13 protein-coding genes and 2 pseudogenes are annotated in these 14,765 nt (G+C 71.0%); 8 read left to right on the forward strand and 7 right to left on the reverse strand.

Translation table 11 applies throughout. The annotated features are described in order from the left end of the window. The first annotated feature begins 10 nt into the window (after window positions 1-10). A pseudogene (locus tag ABZ818_RS07555) lies at window positions 11-1,635 on the forward strand (penicillin-binding transpeptidase domain-containing protein). A 134-nt stretch (window positions 1,636-1,769) separates the two neighbouring features. Then, window positions 1,770-3,443, forward strand: a complete 1,674-nt coding sequence (locus ABZ818_RS07560) for a penicillin-binding transpeptidase domain-containing protein (protein ID WP_361411944.1) — start codon at window positions 1,770-1,772, stop codon at window positions 3,441-3,443. A gap of 100 nt (window positions 3,444-3,543) precedes the next feature. Here ABZ818_RS07560 and ABZ818_RS07565 read toward each other — a convergent pair whose 3' ends face one another. Continuing rightward, on the reverse strand, window positions 3,544-3,903 hold the full coding sequence (locus tag ABZ818_RS07565) for an SsgA family sporulation/cell division regulator (protein ID WP_361411946.1): 360 nt from the start codon (window positions 3,901-3,903) through the stop codon (window positions 3,544-3,546). A 166-nt stretch (window positions 3,904-4,069) separates the two neighbouring features. Here ABZ818_RS07565 and ABZ818_RS07570 point away from each other — a divergent pair, with 166 nt between their 5' ends. The 4 genes from ABZ818_RS07570 to ABZ818_RS07585 all read left to right on the forward strand — a co-directional run bounded on the left by ABZ818_RS07570 (window position 4,070) and on the right by ABZ818_RS07585 (window position 7,944). Next, window positions 4,070-5,125 carry an energy-coupling factor ABC transporter permease gene (locus ABZ818_RS07570; protein ID WP_361411948.1) on the forward strand — a complete coding sequence of 352 codons (1,056 nt, stop codon included), beginning with the start codon at window positions 4,070-4,072 and terminating at the stop codon, window positions 5,123-5,125. Between the two features lies 1 nt (window position 5,126). Further along, window positions 5,127-5,888, forward strand: a complete 762-nt coding sequence (cbiQ, locus tag ABZ818_RS07575; RefSeq protein WP_361411950.1) for a cobalt ECF transporter T component CbiQ — start codon at window positions 5,127-5,129, stop codon at window positions 5,886-5,888. Continuing rightward, entirely contained in the window at window positions 5,885-6,634 is a 750-nt protein-coding gene (locus ABZ818_RS07580) for an ABC transporter ATP-binding protein (RefSeq protein ID WP_361411952.1), read from the forward strand. Before cbiQ ends, ABZ818_RS07580 begins: the two co-directional genes overlap by 4 nt. Before the next feature lie 140 nt (window positions 6,635-6,774). Next, complete coding sequence (locus ABZ818_RS07585; RefSeq protein WP_361411954.1) at window positions 6,775-7,944, forward strand: serine hydrolase domain-containing protein; 1,170 nt, start codon at window positions 6,775-6,777, stop codon at window positions 7,942-7,944. Between the two features lie 16 nt (window positions 7,945-7,960). Here ABZ818_RS07585 and ABZ818_RS07590 read toward each other — a convergent pair whose 3' ends face one another. Beyond that, window positions 7,961-8,236, reverse strand: a complete 276-nt coding sequence (locus ABZ818_RS07590; RefSeq protein ID WP_361411956.1) for a DUF1876 domain-containing protein — start codon at window positions 8,234-8,236, stop codon at window positions 7,961-7,963. Between the two features lie 90 nt (window positions 8,237-8,326). Beyond that, window positions 8,327-8,449, reverse strand: a pseudogene (locus ABZ818_RS07595) (EamA family transporter); the annotation flags it as partial. A gap of 26 nt (window positions 8,450-8,475) precedes the next feature. On the opposite strand from ABZ818_RS07595, the gene ABZ818_RS07600 reads away from it, so the two are divergent. Then, window positions 8,476-9,921, forward strand: coding sequence for a recombinase family protein (locus ABZ818_RS07600; protein WP_361411958.1), 1,446 nt, complete (start codon window positions 8,476-8,478; stop codon window positions 9,919-9,921). Window positions 9,922-10,045: 124 nt separating this feature from the next. Here the strand turns inward: ABZ818_RS07600 and ABZ818_RS07605 are convergent, their stop codons facing one another. The 4 genes from ABZ818_RS07605 to ABZ818_RS07620 all read right to left on the reverse strand — a co-directional run bounded on the left by ABZ818_RS07605 (window position 10,046) and on the right by ABZ818_RS07620 (window position 13,540). Then, window positions 10,046-11,395, reverse strand: a complete 1,350-nt coding sequence (locus ABZ818_RS07605) for a replication initiator (protein WP_361412082.1) — start codon at window positions 11,393-11,395, stop codon at window positions 10,046-10,048. A gap of 302 nt (window positions 11,396-11,697) precedes the next feature. Further along, on the reverse strand, window positions 11,698-11,895 hold the full coding sequence (locus ABZ818_RS07610; protein ID WP_361411960.1) for a hypothetical protein: 198 nt from the start codon (window positions 11,893-11,895) through the stop codon (window positions 11,698-11,700). Beyond that, window positions 11,892-13,193 carry an FtsK/SpoIIIE domain-containing protein gene (locus ABZ818_RS07615; protein ID WP_361412084.1) on the reverse strand — a complete coding sequence of 434 codons (1,302 nt, stop codon included), beginning with the start codon at window positions 13,191-13,193 and terminating at the stop codon, window positions 11,892-11,894. Before ABZ818_RS07615 ends, ABZ818_RS07610 begins: the two co-directional genes overlap by 4 nt. Continuing rightward, window positions 13,193-13,540 (reverse strand): hypothetical protein, encoded by a 348-nt coding sequence (locus ABZ818_RS07620; protein WP_361411962.1) that lies wholly within the window; start codon window positions 13,538-13,540, stop codon window positions 13,193-13,195. Before ABZ818_RS07620 ends, ABZ818_RS07615 begins: the two co-directional genes overlap by 1 nt. A 164-nt stretch (window positions 13,541-13,704) precedes the next feature. On the opposite strand from ABZ818_RS07620, the gene ABZ818_RS07625 reads away from it, so the two are divergent. After that, window positions 13,705-14,484 (forward strand): GntR family transcriptional regulator, encoded by a 780-nt coding sequence (locus tag ABZ818_RS07625; protein WP_361411964.1) that lies wholly within the window; start codon window positions 13,705-13,707, stop codon window positions 14,482-14,484. The last annotated feature ends 281 nt before the right edge of the window (window positions 14,485-14,765 follow it).

Below are 14,765 nucleotides of genomic sequence, written 5' to 3' on the forward strand. Positions count from 1 at the left end.
GAGCGCTTCCATGCGCAAGGGGGTCAAGGCCGCCATCGTCGGCGGGGTGTTCGCCGCGATGATCGGCGGGGCGGGGTACGGGACGTACAACTTCGTGCACGCGCTGAACGGGAACACGGTCGCCGGCGGCGGGCCGGCCCCGGTCAAAACCGGGCCGCCGAGCCGGGACGAGGTGAAGGAGACCTCGGCGAAGTTCTTCGCGGCCTGGGAGAAGAACGAGGCGGCGGAGGCCGCGTCGTACACGGACTTCCCGGAGGCGGCCGAGCAGTTGCTCACAGCCTACGGAGGCGACGCCCACATCACCGATGTGAAGATCACGCCCGGGACCGCCTCCGGGGCCACCGTGCCCTTCTCGGTCAAGGCCGCCGTGTCGTACGACGGGAAGTCCAAGCCGCTGGCCTACGACAGCCGGCTGACGATCGTGCGGGGTGTGTCCAGCCACCAGCCGCTGGTCGACTGGCAGCCCTCGGTCGTACACCCCGACCTGGTCAAGGGCGACACGCTCGTCACCGGGGGGTCGGCTTCCCCGCCGATCGAGGCCGTCGACCGCGACGGCGCCGTACTGGCCAAGGACAAGTACCCCTCGCTCGGGCCGATCCTGGACGAGCTGCGGGCCAAGTACGGCGACAAGGCGGGCGGCGAGCCGTCGGTAGAGCTGAGCATCCGGCACGAGGCCTCCGGCGCCGCCGAGACCCCGCTGATCACCCTGGCCAAGGGCCGTCCCGGCAAGCTGCGCACCACCCTCAGCGCGAGTGCGCAGGCGGCGGCCGAGCGGGCCGTGCAGCGGTACGCCGAGTCGTCCGTGGTCGCCGTGAAGCCGTCCACCGGCGAGGTGCTCGCGGTCGCCAACCACCGGGCGGACGGTTTCAACGCGGCCTTCCTCGGCCGGCTCGCGCCCGGCTCCACCATGAAGATCCTCAGCGCGGCCACCCTGATCGACAACGGGATCACCACGGCCGCCGGCCCCGCCCCCTGCCCGAACGAGGCGGTGTGGCAGAGCCAGACCTTCCACAACCTCAAGAACATGCCGCCCAACGAGAACGCCACCCTCTCGGAGAGCTTCGCCCGGTCCTGCAACACGGCGTTCGTGAAGTACGCGGACGAGGTCCAGGTGGACTCCCTGACCAGGGAGGCCGAGGAGCGCTTCGGGCTCGGCCGGGACAACTGGAAGGTCGGCATACCGTCCTTCGACGGCTCCGTCCCCGCCTCCGGCGGCCCGGACACCGCCGCCAACCTGATCGGGCAGGGCCAGGTGCAGATGAGCCCGCTGAACATGGCGTCGGTGACGGCGACCGCGATGACCGGCACCTTCCGCCAGCCCGTCATCGTGTCCACGAAGCTCGACGGCCGCCCGTCGCCCAGGCCCGGGGCCTGTCGGCCGGCACGGTCGGCCAGCTGCGGCAGATGATGAACCGCACCGCCACCAGCGGCACCGCGGCCTCCGCGATGTCCGGACTCGGTGGCAGCGTCGGCGCGAAGACCGGCTCCGCCGAGGTCGACGGCCAGGCCAGGTCCAACAGCTGGTTCACCGGCTACCACAACGACATGGCAGCCGCCGCCATGACCCAGGAGGGCGGCCACGGCGGCGACGCGGCGGGCCCGATCGTGGCAGCCGTCCTGCGCACGGCGGGCTGACGCCCCCGGGCCGTACCCGAACCCCACCCCCCGGACGCATCCGCGCGAGAGGCCCTAGGGTGGGGCCGTCATTGAGGATCGTGGGGGCGATGGGGCAGCGGGGGCCCCGGGGGACTGGCAGAGGACGGAAGGCAGTGGGCAAGAGAAGGCGCGTCGCCGAGCGACGGAAGACGACTCCGGCCGTGGTCGGCGGGGTGATCGCCGTGGTCGTCGTCGGGGCGGGCATCGGCGCCTACGCGATGTACGGGGGCGATTCGGCGGCCGACGACGGGAAGCAGACCGCGGCCGGCCACGGTGAGGCGAAGAAGAAGACCGGCCCGCCGTCGGCGGCCGAGGTGCGGACCGCGGCCGAGGGGTTCCTGGCAGCCTGGCAGCAGGGCAAGCCCGCCCAGGCGGCCGCCGCGACCAACGACACCGCGGCGGCCACCGCCCTGCTGACCGGCTACGCCAAGGACGCGCACCTGAAGGACGTCACCCTGACCGCCGGCACCGCCGCAGGCGGCAAGGTGCCGTTCTCCGTGAAGGCCACGGTGTCGTACAAGGGCCTGACCAAGCCGCTGGCGTACGACAGCGCGCTGACCGTCGTCCGGAGCGGCGCAGACGGCAAGCCGGTCGTGGACTGGCACTCCTCCGTCGTCCACCCCGAGCTGAAGGACGGCGACACCCTCGTCACCGGCGAGGCCGGCACCCCGCCGGTCAAGGCCCTGGACCGGGGCGGCGACGAGATGACCACCACCAAGTACCCGTCGCTGGGTCCCGTCCTGGACGGGCTGCGCGAGAAGTACGGCGAGACGGCCGGCGGCAGCGCGGGCGTGGAGCTGCGCGTGATCCGCGGCAAGGCGTCGAAGAAGGCGGAGCTGTCCGACAAGACGCTCGTCGAGCTGAGCAAGGGCAAGCCGGGCACGGTGAAGACGACGCTGAGCCCGTCCCTCCAGGCGGCGGCCGAGAAGGAGGTGTCGAAGACCGAGCGGGCCTCGGTGGTCGTGATGCGTCCGTCGACCGGCGAGATCCTCGCGGTGGCGAACTCCAACCACGGCTTCAACATCGCCTTCCAGGGTTCCCTCGCCCCCGGCTCCACGATGAAGGTCATCACCTCGTCGCTGCTCTTCGAGAAGAAGCTGGCCTCAGCCGACAAGCCGCACCCCTGCCCGAAGACCTTCACCTACGGCGGCTGGAAGTTCCAGAACGACAAGAAGTTCGAGATCAAGAACGGCACCTTCAAGGCGAGCTTCGCCCGCTCCTGCAACACGGCCTTCATCAGTCAGGCGCCGAAGCTCAAGAACTCCGACCTGACCCAGCAGGCCCAGCAGGTCTTCGGCCTGGCGCTGGACAACTGGGCGGTCGGAGTGCCGACCTTCGACGGCGCGGTCCCGGTGCAGTCGGCGGCCCCGATGGGCGCCTCGCTCATCGGGCAGGGCGGGGTCCGTATGAACCCGCTGAACATGGCGTCGGTGGCCTCGACGGTCAAGGCGGGCGTCTTCCACCAGCCGTACCTGGTCTCCCCGTCCGTCGACAACCGCAAGCTGGCCACGGCCTCCCGGACGATGTCCGCCTCCACCCTGTCCCAGCTGCGTGAGGTGATGCAGTACACCGCCGCGTACGGCACGGCCGCCGAGGCCATGGCCGGACTCGGCCCGGACTACGGCGCGAAGACGGGCTCCGCCGAGGTCGACAACCAGAAGAAGGCCAACGGCTGGTTCACCGCCTACCGCGGCGACCTCGCGGCCGCGGGTGTCGTCCAGGCGGGCGGCCACGGCGGCGACACGGCCGGTCCGATAGTGGCGTCCCTGCTGAAGGCGGGAAGCTGACGACGGCCGGGCACCAAGAGCTGACGACGGCCGCGCACATCACCGGCGACCGACGTCACCGGCGGCCGACGTCACCAACGGTTGGCGTCACCCGCGGGCGTCACCCGTGGGCGACCGCCGCCGGTGACGCCGCCGCCCGGTAGGTCCGCCGCAGGAACCTGAGCAGTGTCTTCGTCTCGAGCTGCACCACCGAGACTCCGCGCGCGGAGTGGAACTCGATCACGGCCTGCACCCGGCCGCAGGGCCACACCCGCACGTCACCGCTGCCGACCGGGGCGAGCAGCCCCTGTTCGAGCAGCGACCGGGGGAAGGTCCACTCGTGCGGGCCGGGCAGGTCCACCTGCACGACGCGCGGATCCTGAAGGGGGTCGTAGCGCAGGACGACCGGGACGGCCCCGACGTCCTCGGGGACGTCGTCCGTGAGGATGTGGGCTCGTGCGTGCTGTTCGACTACCGACATCGGACGACCCCTAACGCTGTGTGACGTATGCGAGGGCTGAACATCCGCTTCCCCTCCAATGTCGCATGTTTCCAGGATTCCGCTTCTCGAACATCCGGGAAACGGCACACATCCACGAGGCCCTCGCTCTTGCAAGAGGTTCGCAACAAGCCTCTATCATCGAACGGTGCATGTGCCTGACGGATTCATCAACGCCCCCATCTCCGTAGCCACCGGAGTCGTCGCCGCCGGCGCCGTCGCCGTGAGCCTGCGCGGTGCGCGCCGGGAACTCGACGAACGGACCGCGCCGCTGGCCGGTCTCGTCGCGGCGTTCATCTTCGCCGTGCAGATGCTGAACTTCCCCGTCGCGGCCGGCACCAGCGGCCACCTCCTCGGCGGGGCGCTGGCCGCGATACTCGTGGGCCCCTTCACCGGGGTCCTGTGCGTCAGTGTCGTCCTGCTCATGCAGGGCATCCTCTTCGCCGACGGCGGCCTGACCGCGCTCGGCGTCAACATCACCGACATGGCGATCGTCACGACGGTGGTGGCCTACGCCGTCTTCCGCGGACTGGTGAAGGTGCTCCCGCGGCGCCGTCGCTCGGTCACCGTGGCCTCCTTCGCCGCCGCGCTCCTCTCCGTCCCGGCCGCCGCCGTCGCCTTCACGCTGATCTACGCGGTCGGCGGCACCACCGACGTGGCGATCGGCAAGGTCGCCACCGCCATGATCGGCGTGCACGTCCTCATCGGCATCGGCGAGGCCGCGATCACCGCGCTGACCGTCGGCGCCGTCATCGCCGTACGCCCGGACCTGGTGTACGGCGCGCGCGGTCTGGAGCAGCGCCTGAAGCTGCGGGTGAACGGCGAGCTCGTCGACGCCCCCGCGGCCGAGCCGGCGCCCGTGCCCGCCGCCGCCCGGTCCCACCGCAAGCTGTGGATCACCGGCCTGGTCACCTCCCTCGTCCTCGCCGGGTTCGTCAGCTTCTACGCCTCGGCCAACCCCGACGGTCTGGAGAAGGTCGCCCACGACCAGGGCATCGACCAGAAGGAGGAGCGGCACGCCTCGTCCGGCTCCCCGCTCGCCGACTACGGCGTCAAGGACGTCTCCGACGCCCGGCTGTCCGGCGGGCTCGCGGGCGTGATCGGCGTCTCGACGACCGTCGTCGCGGGCAGCACGGTCTTCTGGGTGGTCCGCAGGCGCCGTACGGCCGCCGAGCCGTCCGCCCCCTCCTCCCGGGCCGCCTGACATGGGGGCGGGCCACGCGCACCGGCTGTACCGGCACGGGCACTCCCCCGTGCACGCGCTGCCGCCGCACACCAAACTGGCCGCGGCCTTCGCCTTCGTCGTGGTCGTGGTGTCGACCCCGCGGGAGGCGATGTGGGCGTTCGCCGTGTACGCCCTCCTGCTCGCCGCCGTCGCCTCCGCGGCCCGCGTGCCCGCCGGCTTCCTGCTCAAGCGGCTGCTGATCGAGGTCCCGTTCGTCGCGTTCGCGGTGCTCATGCCGTTCGTGGCCCAGGGCGAGCGGGTGGACGTCCTCGGGATGTCGCTGAGCGTGAACGGGCTGTGGGGCGCCTGGAACGTGCTCGCCAAGGGCACCCTCGGCGTCGCCGCGTCCGTGCTGCTGGCGAGCACGACGGAGCTGCGCGAACTGCTGCTGGGCCTGCAACGCCTGAAGCTGCCGCCGCTGCTGGTGCAGATCGCGTCCTTCATGATCCGCTACGGCGACGTCATCGCCGACGAGATGCGGCGGATGCGGATCGCCCGCGAGTCACGCGGGTTCGAGGCGCGCGGGATCCGGCACTGGGGCGTGCTCGCCAAGTCCGCGGGCGCGCTGTTCATCCGCTCCTACGAGCGCGGGGAGCGGGTGCACCTGGCCATGGTGAGCCGGGGCTACGCCGGTTCGATGCCGGTCATCGACGAGGTGACCGCGTCCCGGGCGCAGTGGTCGTACGCCCTGGCCCTCCCCTGTGCCGCGGTTGCCGTCTGTCTGCTGGGATGGGTCCTATGACAGCTTCTCTGGAGGTCTCCGGCCTCGCCTTCGCCTACCCCGACGGCCACCAGGCCCTGTTCGGTGTCGACTTCGCCATCGGGCGCGGCGAGCGGGTCGCCCTGCTCGGCCCCAACGGGGCCGGGAAGACCACCCTCGTGCTGCATCTGAACGGCATCCTGAGCGGGGGCACCGGGACGGTGACGGTCGCCGGGCTGCCGGTCGGCAGGAAGCACATGGCCGAGATCCGGCAGAAGGTCGGCATCGTCTTCCAGGACCCGGACGACCAGTTGTTCATGCCGACCGTGCGGGAGGACGTGGCCTTCGGGCCCGCCGCGGCCGGACTCAAGGGGCCGGAACTGGAGGCGCGGGTCACCACGGCCCTGGAGCGGGTCGGCATGCGGGACTTCGCCGACCGGCCGCCGCACCACCTCTCCTTCGGCCAGCGCCGCCGGGTCGCGGTGGCGACGGTCCTCGCCATGGAGCCGGAGATCCTGGTCCTGGACGAGCCCTCGTCCAACCTCGACCCCGCCTCGCGCCGTGAACTGGCCGACATCCTGCGCTCGTTGGACGTGACCGTGCTCATGGTCACCCACGACCTGCCGTACGCGCTGGAGTTGTGCCCGCGCTCGCTCGTCCTGAGCGACGGCGTGATCGCGGCGGACGGACCGACCGGCGAACTGCTCTCCGACGACGCCCTGATGCGCGCCCACCGCCTGGAGCTGCCCTTCGGCTTCGACCCGCGGTCCGTGACGATGGGCGCCTGACGCGTCGGGACGGGCAGACGGCAGACATGCGGGCAGCGTCGACATAACGATCGCGCCAAGCCCACCGGCCGCAGGAATCGCAGGCCGGGACCACCGGTTGCACCCACTGTCGCAGGCGAAGAGCGGAAGGAGTGGCGGACGTGGACGTGCACGGCACAGTGGCCGAGGGCTTCGAGCCGGTCGGGGAGGCGTTCGCGGCGAACTTCGCGCTGCGGGGCGAGCGGGGCGCGGCGGTCGCCGTGTACCGGGACGGGCACAGGGTCGTGGACCTGTGGGCGGGGACGCGGGACGTCGACGGTACGGCGGACTCGGCGCCCTGGGAGCGGGGCACCGCGCAGATCGTGCGCTCGGCGACCAAGGGCGTCGCCGCCGCCGTGCTCCTGCTGCTGCACCAGCGCGGGGAGCTGGACCTGGACGCGCCGGTGGGAACGTACTGGCCCGAGTTCAAGGCGGCGGGCAAGGAGCGGACCCGGGTCCGCGACCTGCTTGCCCACCGCGCGGGCGTCCCCGTCCTCGACCGGCCGCTGACACCGGAGCAGGCCGCCGATCCGGTGCTGGGTGCCGAGGCGGTCGCCGCGCAGGCGCCGGTCTGGGAGCCGGGCACGGACCACGGCTACCACGCGCAGACGTACAGCTGGCTGACCGGCGAGCTGGTGCGGCGGGTCACGGGCGGCACGATCGGCGAGTGGACAGCGCGCGAGATGGCCGGCCCGGTGGGGGCCGACCTGTGGGTGGGGCTGCCGGCCGGCGAGGCCGGGCGCGTGGGCCGGGTGGGCCAGGTGGAGCCGCCGCGTTCCGCGTCGGGCCTGCGCACCCGCCCCAAGCGGTCGGTGGCCGAGGCGTACGCCGACCCGGAGTCGCTGACCCGGCGGGCGTTCGCGGCGATCACCCCGCTGCCGGACGAGAACGACCCCACCTACCGCGCGGCGGTCCTGCCCGCGTCCAACGGCATCGCCACGGCCGACGGTCTGGCCCGCTTCTACGCGGCGCTGGTCGGCGAGGTGGACGGCGGCACCCGCCTGTTCACCCCGCAGACCACGGAGCTGGCCCGCACCGAGCACTCCGCCGGGCCCGACCGCGTGCTGGTCGCCCCCACCCGCTTCGGCCTCGGCCACATGCTGCACAGCCCGGCGTCCCCGCTGCTCGGCCCCGGCTCCTTCGGCCACCCCGGCCGCGGTGGCGCCTTGGCCTTCGCCGACCCGGACTCGGCCATCGCCTTCGCCTATGTCACCAACGGCTTCCACCCCAATGTGACGGCGGACCCCAGGGCCCAGGCCCTGGTCCACGCGCTGCGCACGTCCCTGGCGTAGCGCTCCCTGTGGGAGTTCAGACGTGGATGGGCTGCGACGTGCGGCCCGACGCCTGGTCGATCTCGCCGTGCGCCTTGGTCAGCAGCTGCATGGCGAGTTCGTTCAGGGCCCTCGCGCCGGCGATCTCCTCGCCGACCCGCGGCTGATTGGAGTCGGTGTGGTGGCGGCTGGCCCTGCCGTGGGCCCGGACCTCGCTGCCGTCGGGCAAGCGGACCAGCGCCGCCGCCCGGGTGTGCTGCCCGTCCTCCTGGAACTCCAGCTCGATGTGCCATCCCACAACGGTCTTCATCATGACGGTCACCTCCGGAACACCTCCTTCCAGGGTGCCCCTCGGCCGCCGCCCGCGCACCCAAGGAGCCCGCACGGGCCAAGGAGTCCGGCGCTAGCCGGTGTGCAGCATCAGCCCGATGCCGACGACCAGCAGTCCGGCGGCCGCGATGCGCGGCGCCCCGAAGCGCTCCTTGAAGAAGACGGCGCCGATCGCGGCGCCCACGATGATCGATGTCATACCTTGACCATACAGTGTTTGTCATGAGCCGATCGAAGTTAGCCAGGACCACCATCACGCCGGGCGAGCCCGCAGCGATCTACTGCCGCATCTCCCACGCCAGGGACGAGGACCAGACCGGAGTCGACCGCCAGGAGCGCATCTGCCGGGACATCGCCGAACGGCTTCAGCTCCGCGTCGCGCCGGCCCACGTCTACGTGGACAACAACCGTTCGGCATGGCAGCGCAACCGCAAGCGGCCAGGGTGGGAAGAGATGCTGAAGGCGATGGGGGAAGGGGAGATCCGGCACGTCATCGTCTACCACCCCGACCGCCTCATGCGGCAGCCCAAGGATCTTGAGGAACTGCTCTCCATAGCCGATGACAAGCGCATCCTCCTGCATGGCGAGGCGAACCGGCGCGATCTGTCGGACCCCGACGACCGGTTCATCCTCCGCATCGAGGTTGCCCACGCGTGCCGCTCCTCCGACGACACGTCGCGACGCCTAAAAGACGCCCTGAAGGACAAGGCCCGTGAGGGCAAGCCGCACGTGGGCAACCGCCCGTACGGCTACACCCGCGACGGCCGAGCGATCATCGAGGAGGAAGCGGAGATCGTCCGCGAGGTCTTCCGCCGCTACCTGGACGGTGAGTCGCCGCGCCATATCGCCCAAGACCTCATGGCGCGCTCGGTCCTCACGTCCAAGGGCAAGACGTGGCAGCCCGAGAATGTTCGTCATCTGCTGTCGTCCAATTTCGTGGCGGGGGTCCGGATCCACCAGGGCGCAGAGGTGGGAGTGGGGGCGTGGCCCGCCATCATCGACCGGGGCCAGTGGGACGAGGTCCAGCGGCTCAGGGAGTACCGAGCCGAGCGCTCCAGGGACGAGCAGAAGCGACCGACCCGCTCCTACCTCCTGCGCGGAGTCGCGACGTGCGCATGCGGAGTGCGCATGGCCGGTACGAACAGTCGGTACGCCTACTACCGCTGCACCCGAGCCGACGAAACCGGCAAGCAGAAATGCAATCGCTCCGTTTCCGCCGGACCCCTCGAAGACTTTGTGCGAGACGTAGCGATCAAGGTCCTGACCAGGCTGGACACCTCAGGCTACGAACCCGCCGCGACCACGCGCCCCGAGGCTGACGTACTCGCGGACGAGAAAGACCGCGCGAAGCTGGAGGAGCTCAAAGAGCTGTGGCTCAACGATGACGACTTCACGACGGCCGACTTCCAATCCATGCGTGCGCCCATCCTCAAGCGGATGAAGGAGCGGCAGCGGAAGACCGTCAAGCGCCCGATCGCCGTCCTGGAGGGGATCGCCGGACCGGACGCCGAAGCCAACTGGGAGACGCTGGAGAAGGAGGAGGACTACGCGCGCATGAACGCGATCTACCGGTTCCTGTTCGCCGCCGTGGTCGTCCGCCCGCCGACGAGGAGAGGCAGGGGGTTCGACACCGACCGGGTGGACATCAAGCCGAACCCGCTGGACTAGGAATCCTTCCGTGCAGGGCCGAGGAGCCGCGCGAGTCGCGCAGCGCTCTTCGGCCCTATGCGTGTGGGGAACTTGGCCGCCTGGCGTTCGACAGCCCGAGCCCACTGCTCGTTACGCCGTCTCGTCACCAGGGCACCTCACGCTCTTCTCGGGCGATCTCGCGGTTCGTGGCGATGTCCTCGGCGACTCCAGCGGCGATGAGCACGGCGCCAGGGGTGTGGCCGGAGCCGGCGTAGCGCCAGTGCCGTTCGGTGACCGCGTCCAGGATGTCGGCGTGACCCAGGTGGCGTGCGCGCTCGGCCCGCAGTGCCGCGTAGGTGGTGGAGTAGGCACGGGATTTGGTGAGGATGTGGCCCCGGTAGCCGAGAGTGTGAGCCCAGTCGCGGAGGCGAAGAGGCGCGTACTCGGGGAGGCCGCCAAGACGCCAGCAGGCGCGAATGAGGGCGCGGACGTGTTCGCTCACGGGTGCCGACTCGATGTCGCCCCAGGTGGAGAGCGCGTGGTCGAGGCCGGCGCCTGTCTCTTTGGCGCCTTTCGTGACGTACTTGGCCACGTACGCGGCGACTGCGTCATCGTCGGGGCCGTCGCCGTCGGCGCGCAGGGACCGGGCATCGACCTGGGCGCCCCAGCGCAAGGTCAACTCGCCCACGGCGGGGCTGTAGGGGGTACGGACCAGGACCCGCCGGGCGGAGGCGCGTACGGCGTCGATGAGCAGTTCCGCGGTGCCCCAGGGCGGGGGTTCGTCGGCAGGTCCGTTCGGGCCGTCGAGGCGGACGATGGCGTGCACGTGGACGGCCGCGCGTTTCTGGTACTCAGCGACGCGGGCGAAGGACAGCCGGGCGTGCTGAGCGAAGCGGGACTGAACGATGCCGGCAGAGGAGGCCAGGCGCCGCCGTACGTCGATGGCGAACCGGTCCCACAGCTTGGAGGCGTGTGCGTGCCACAGCACGTGGGCGGTGTAGTCGTAGCAGTCGGCGCACAGCGGCTGTCCGGCAGTCGGCGCGTCCGGCACGTGGACGACACCGCAGCCGAGGGGGCGGCCGTGTTCGCAGGTTCCACCGTCGCGACGGGGACGGCACAACTCCCCGGCTCGATGGACCGGGCCGAAGGACGGCGCGGTCAGGGTGACGAAGAGGCGGGGCCGGTGGCGGACGGTGCCAGGGACGTTCTTGCCGCCGAGGAGGCCGGCGCGGACGAGGTGGTAGGTGTCTCCGGCGTGGAGTCGGGAGCAGGTCGGGCAGACGGTTGCGCGCCGGTTGCGGCAGCGGACGAGGAGGCGTTCGCCGAGCTCATGGCGGGTGTCGTAGTGGTGGAGGATCTCGCCGGTCGCACCGTCCAGGGTGGTGGTCGAGCCGGAGAGGTGGACGGGATGAGAGCAGCCGCCGGTGGCGGTGATCTGCGCTAACAAGCGTGGGAACTTGGGGTCTTGGGTGAGGCGAATGGCGTCGCGGTCTGCTTCGGAGAGCTGACGCAGGCGCGCCGCACGGTTGAGGGCGGCGCGCCTGTCAGCCGGGGTGATCTGCCGGGTGATGGTGGTGACCTTCCAGGGTGGGCCGCCGAAGCGGCACGGATGATGGTTGGTGGTGCGCTCTCGTCCATGAGTCGGTCTCCTTACGTGGGCGGTCAGTCGCCGTGACCGTCGGTCAGCGGATGGTTCCGGTGCCCCGGCAGATGCGGCAGCGCCGCAGCCGTCCGGTCCAGGTCTTGCGGGCTCCGTCGCCCTTGCACTGGGGGCACCTCACGCGGGGCATGGGCATGCGGTTGTGTCCTTTCTGCTCAGGGGTGGGAGAAGCCGTTGATCAGCCAGGTGACGAGGCCGTGGATGGTGAAGACCACGGGGGTCTGGCCGAGGTAGAGGCCGAAGAGGCCGACGCAAACGGCTTCCCAGGCGCGGACGTCGCGGGAGCGGACGAGGAGGACGGTGATGATCCCGAAGATCACCGCGAACGTGAACGCCGTACCTTCGCCGATCACTTGTCGTCTCCTTCCAGCGCCTCAAGGGCGCGTGTCAGGCCGGGCAGTTCGGGAGTGGTTGCCGCGTACTTCCTCGCGGTCGCCACGGCCTCTTCCGTGGGGGTGAGGTGGGAGCGGGCGCGGCTCCAGCCGCCGTCCGGGCCGGTACACACGGCCACCCCGCGTTCCTCTGCTGTGATCGACTGGGCGACGGCCACGGCGTCCTTGTTCAGGTCGCCGAGGGTCATCTCTGCGGTGCCGGGGTCGTTGACGCGGTGGCAGATGCGGCCGCCGAGCTGGGCTCGCAGGGCGGTGACGCCGGGGCCGAGGTCGGAGCCGACGCGTTGGCCGGCGACGACCAGGTGCAGGCCGAGTGCGGCCCCGAGTTGGGCGAGCCGGAGCAGCAGCGTGGAGCACTGGTCTGCTTCGGCCTTGCTCTCGCGGGTGCCGTCGGACAGGTACAGTTCGGCGATCTCGTCGACGATCACGACGACCGGCACCGGCCGCAGCTTTTCGGGCAGTTCCCAGATCGAGCGGACACCGGCGGACCGGCAGGCGCTCATGCGGTCCTGCATGTCGACGACGAGCGCGGAGAGCACGGCGACCGCTTCTCTCCGGCAGGTCGCCAGCGCGCTGAGCCGTCCGGCGAATAGGCCCAGTTCCATGCCGCCCTTGCAGTCGATGCCGACCAAGGCGACGGGCTGAGTGGCCAACTGTGTGATCAGCCTCGCAAGAAGGGTGGACTTGCCCGAGCGGGTGGCTCCGGCGATGAGCCAGTGCGGCACGAGCCGCAGGTTCATCACCCAGGCACCGCCGGACTCCAGCACGCCTATGAGCGCGGAGAGGAGTTCGGTCGGGGCCGTGGCTAAGCCGGGCCGCTGCAGCGGATCCGTGGCCGTCGCCGTCAGCAGGACGAGCCCGCGTTCCGGCGAGGTGATCCGCACGGCGTGCACCTTCCACGCGTGCACGAACGCGTCCGCCGCCTTCAGGTACGTCGCCGGGGTCTGGCCCGCGTGCAGCCGCACGATCACGGTCAGGCCCATGCGGGTGGCGCGCGGGAAGGAGACCCGCGGAGCCACCGGCCGCAGCGGATCACCCTTCACCACCAGGTCCCCGAGCAGCCCGCGCGGCGGGCGGCGGGACACGGCGAGGTCGTTGAGCATGGCGACCTTGCGCCAGGTGAACACCACCCGGCACGCGGCGGCCGGGTAGCCCACGAGGTACCAGTGCCAGGCCGGACGATGCCGGCGCACCAGGTCACCGACCACCAGCACCCAGGCCACCACGGCCAAGGCGAAGGCGAGCAGGATCGGCCCCATCACGCGCCACCGCCCTTGACGTGCGCCGCCGGGCTGGGCACGGGCGTGATGGCGTCGGCGCGGAAGCTGACGCCGTGCCGGTCGCCCATGGCCCACATGAACGCCGTCAGGCCGGTGACCTTAACGATCTGGCCTTCCTCGATGCCTTTGGGCTCACCGGTCACGGCAATCTCGATGACAGAGATCCGCCGCCGGTCCTGCCGCACGGTGACCGCCACGGTGTAGACCGGGTTGCCGTCCCGGTCCTTCTTCACCTCCTGTGTCTCGGGGTTGCTGATCTTCGCTTCGGGCGCGATGGCGCACCGCAGTACGCCGAGCCGCGCCGTGTCCACGGGAATGGACTGCATTTCTTTGGCCTCCCTGGCCAGTCGGGACGCCAGCGATGTACTGACGTCACTTGTCCTTACGAGTTACGACTATGGAGTCCTGTACGGCGGGGGTGCAACTACTTATGCTGACGAGTGATGTCGCGCGTGCGACGTGCCTACGACCACGACCCGGAGAAGCCGAGATGACCGAGATCCAGCGCCCCGGAGCCCTCTACCAGCAGGTGGCCGCAGCGATCAGGGAAGCGATCCTCACGGGCGAGTTCGCCCCCGACTCCCTGCTTCCGTCCGAGGCCCAGCTCATGGCCCGCTACGGCGTCTCCCGCCCCACGGTCCGCAACGCGATCGCCGCACTGCGCGCGGAAGGGCTGATCGACGTGCGTCACGGCAAGGGCAGCTTCGTACGCTCCGACGGCCAACCGGCCCTCACCCTCGAACGACGCATCAGCCGCACTCCCGAGGGCAAGTTCGTCATGCCCAACGGCGACGTATGGCAGGAGGCCGAGGAGCCGAGCACCTACCGCACCCACACCACGAAGGACAGCGGCCGCCTGCTTCAACTCGATGAGGAAGAAGCGCTGTTCGGCTGCGACCGGCTGCTCACCGACCCCGGCACCGGGACGCGCGCCATGCACCGCACACTGATCCCCTTCGAGATCGCCGAGGCTGTCCCGCTGCTCGGCAAGGAGCCGTGCAAGCCTCCGGCAGCGATCTACTGGGTACTCACCCAGGCCGGACACAAGCTGTCGTGGACCGAGACGGTGCGCGCCCGCATGCCGCTGCCCGACGAGCGCGCCACGCTCCAGCTCCCCGACGCGACCCCGATCCTGCACATGGCCCGCGTCACGCACGGAACCGACGACCGCCCCCTGATCCTCGAAGAGCTGCGCATCGGCGCGGACCGTGCCGAACTCGCCTACCGGATCACCGCCGACAAACAGCCCGCCCGACGCACCCGCGCCTGAGCGGCAACCGGCATCGGTCGAAACCGCCTTCACTTCCTCAAGGGCGCGCCTGCGGCGCGCCGGGCCGCCCGGCCGCCCCGGCCGGGCGTGCGGCGTGGCCGCCGGTCCCGTCCGGTCGCCGGACGCCCCACGCCGCAGCCAGCCGGAGAAGTCGCAGCGTCGACCGACCGTCGCAGGCCGGGGCGTGAGTGGCTGGGGGTCGCCGGCCTCCGAGACTTTACGCAGCTCCCATGGGGCGAGCCTCGAAGAACAGGGGGCCCATCGGGCACAACCGCGGGCAG

This window comes from Streptomyces sp. NPDC047453, from assembly GCF_040643155.1.
Taxonomy (GTDB): domain Bacteria; phylum Actinomycetota; class Actinomycetes; order Streptomycetales; family Streptomycetaceae; genus Streptomyces.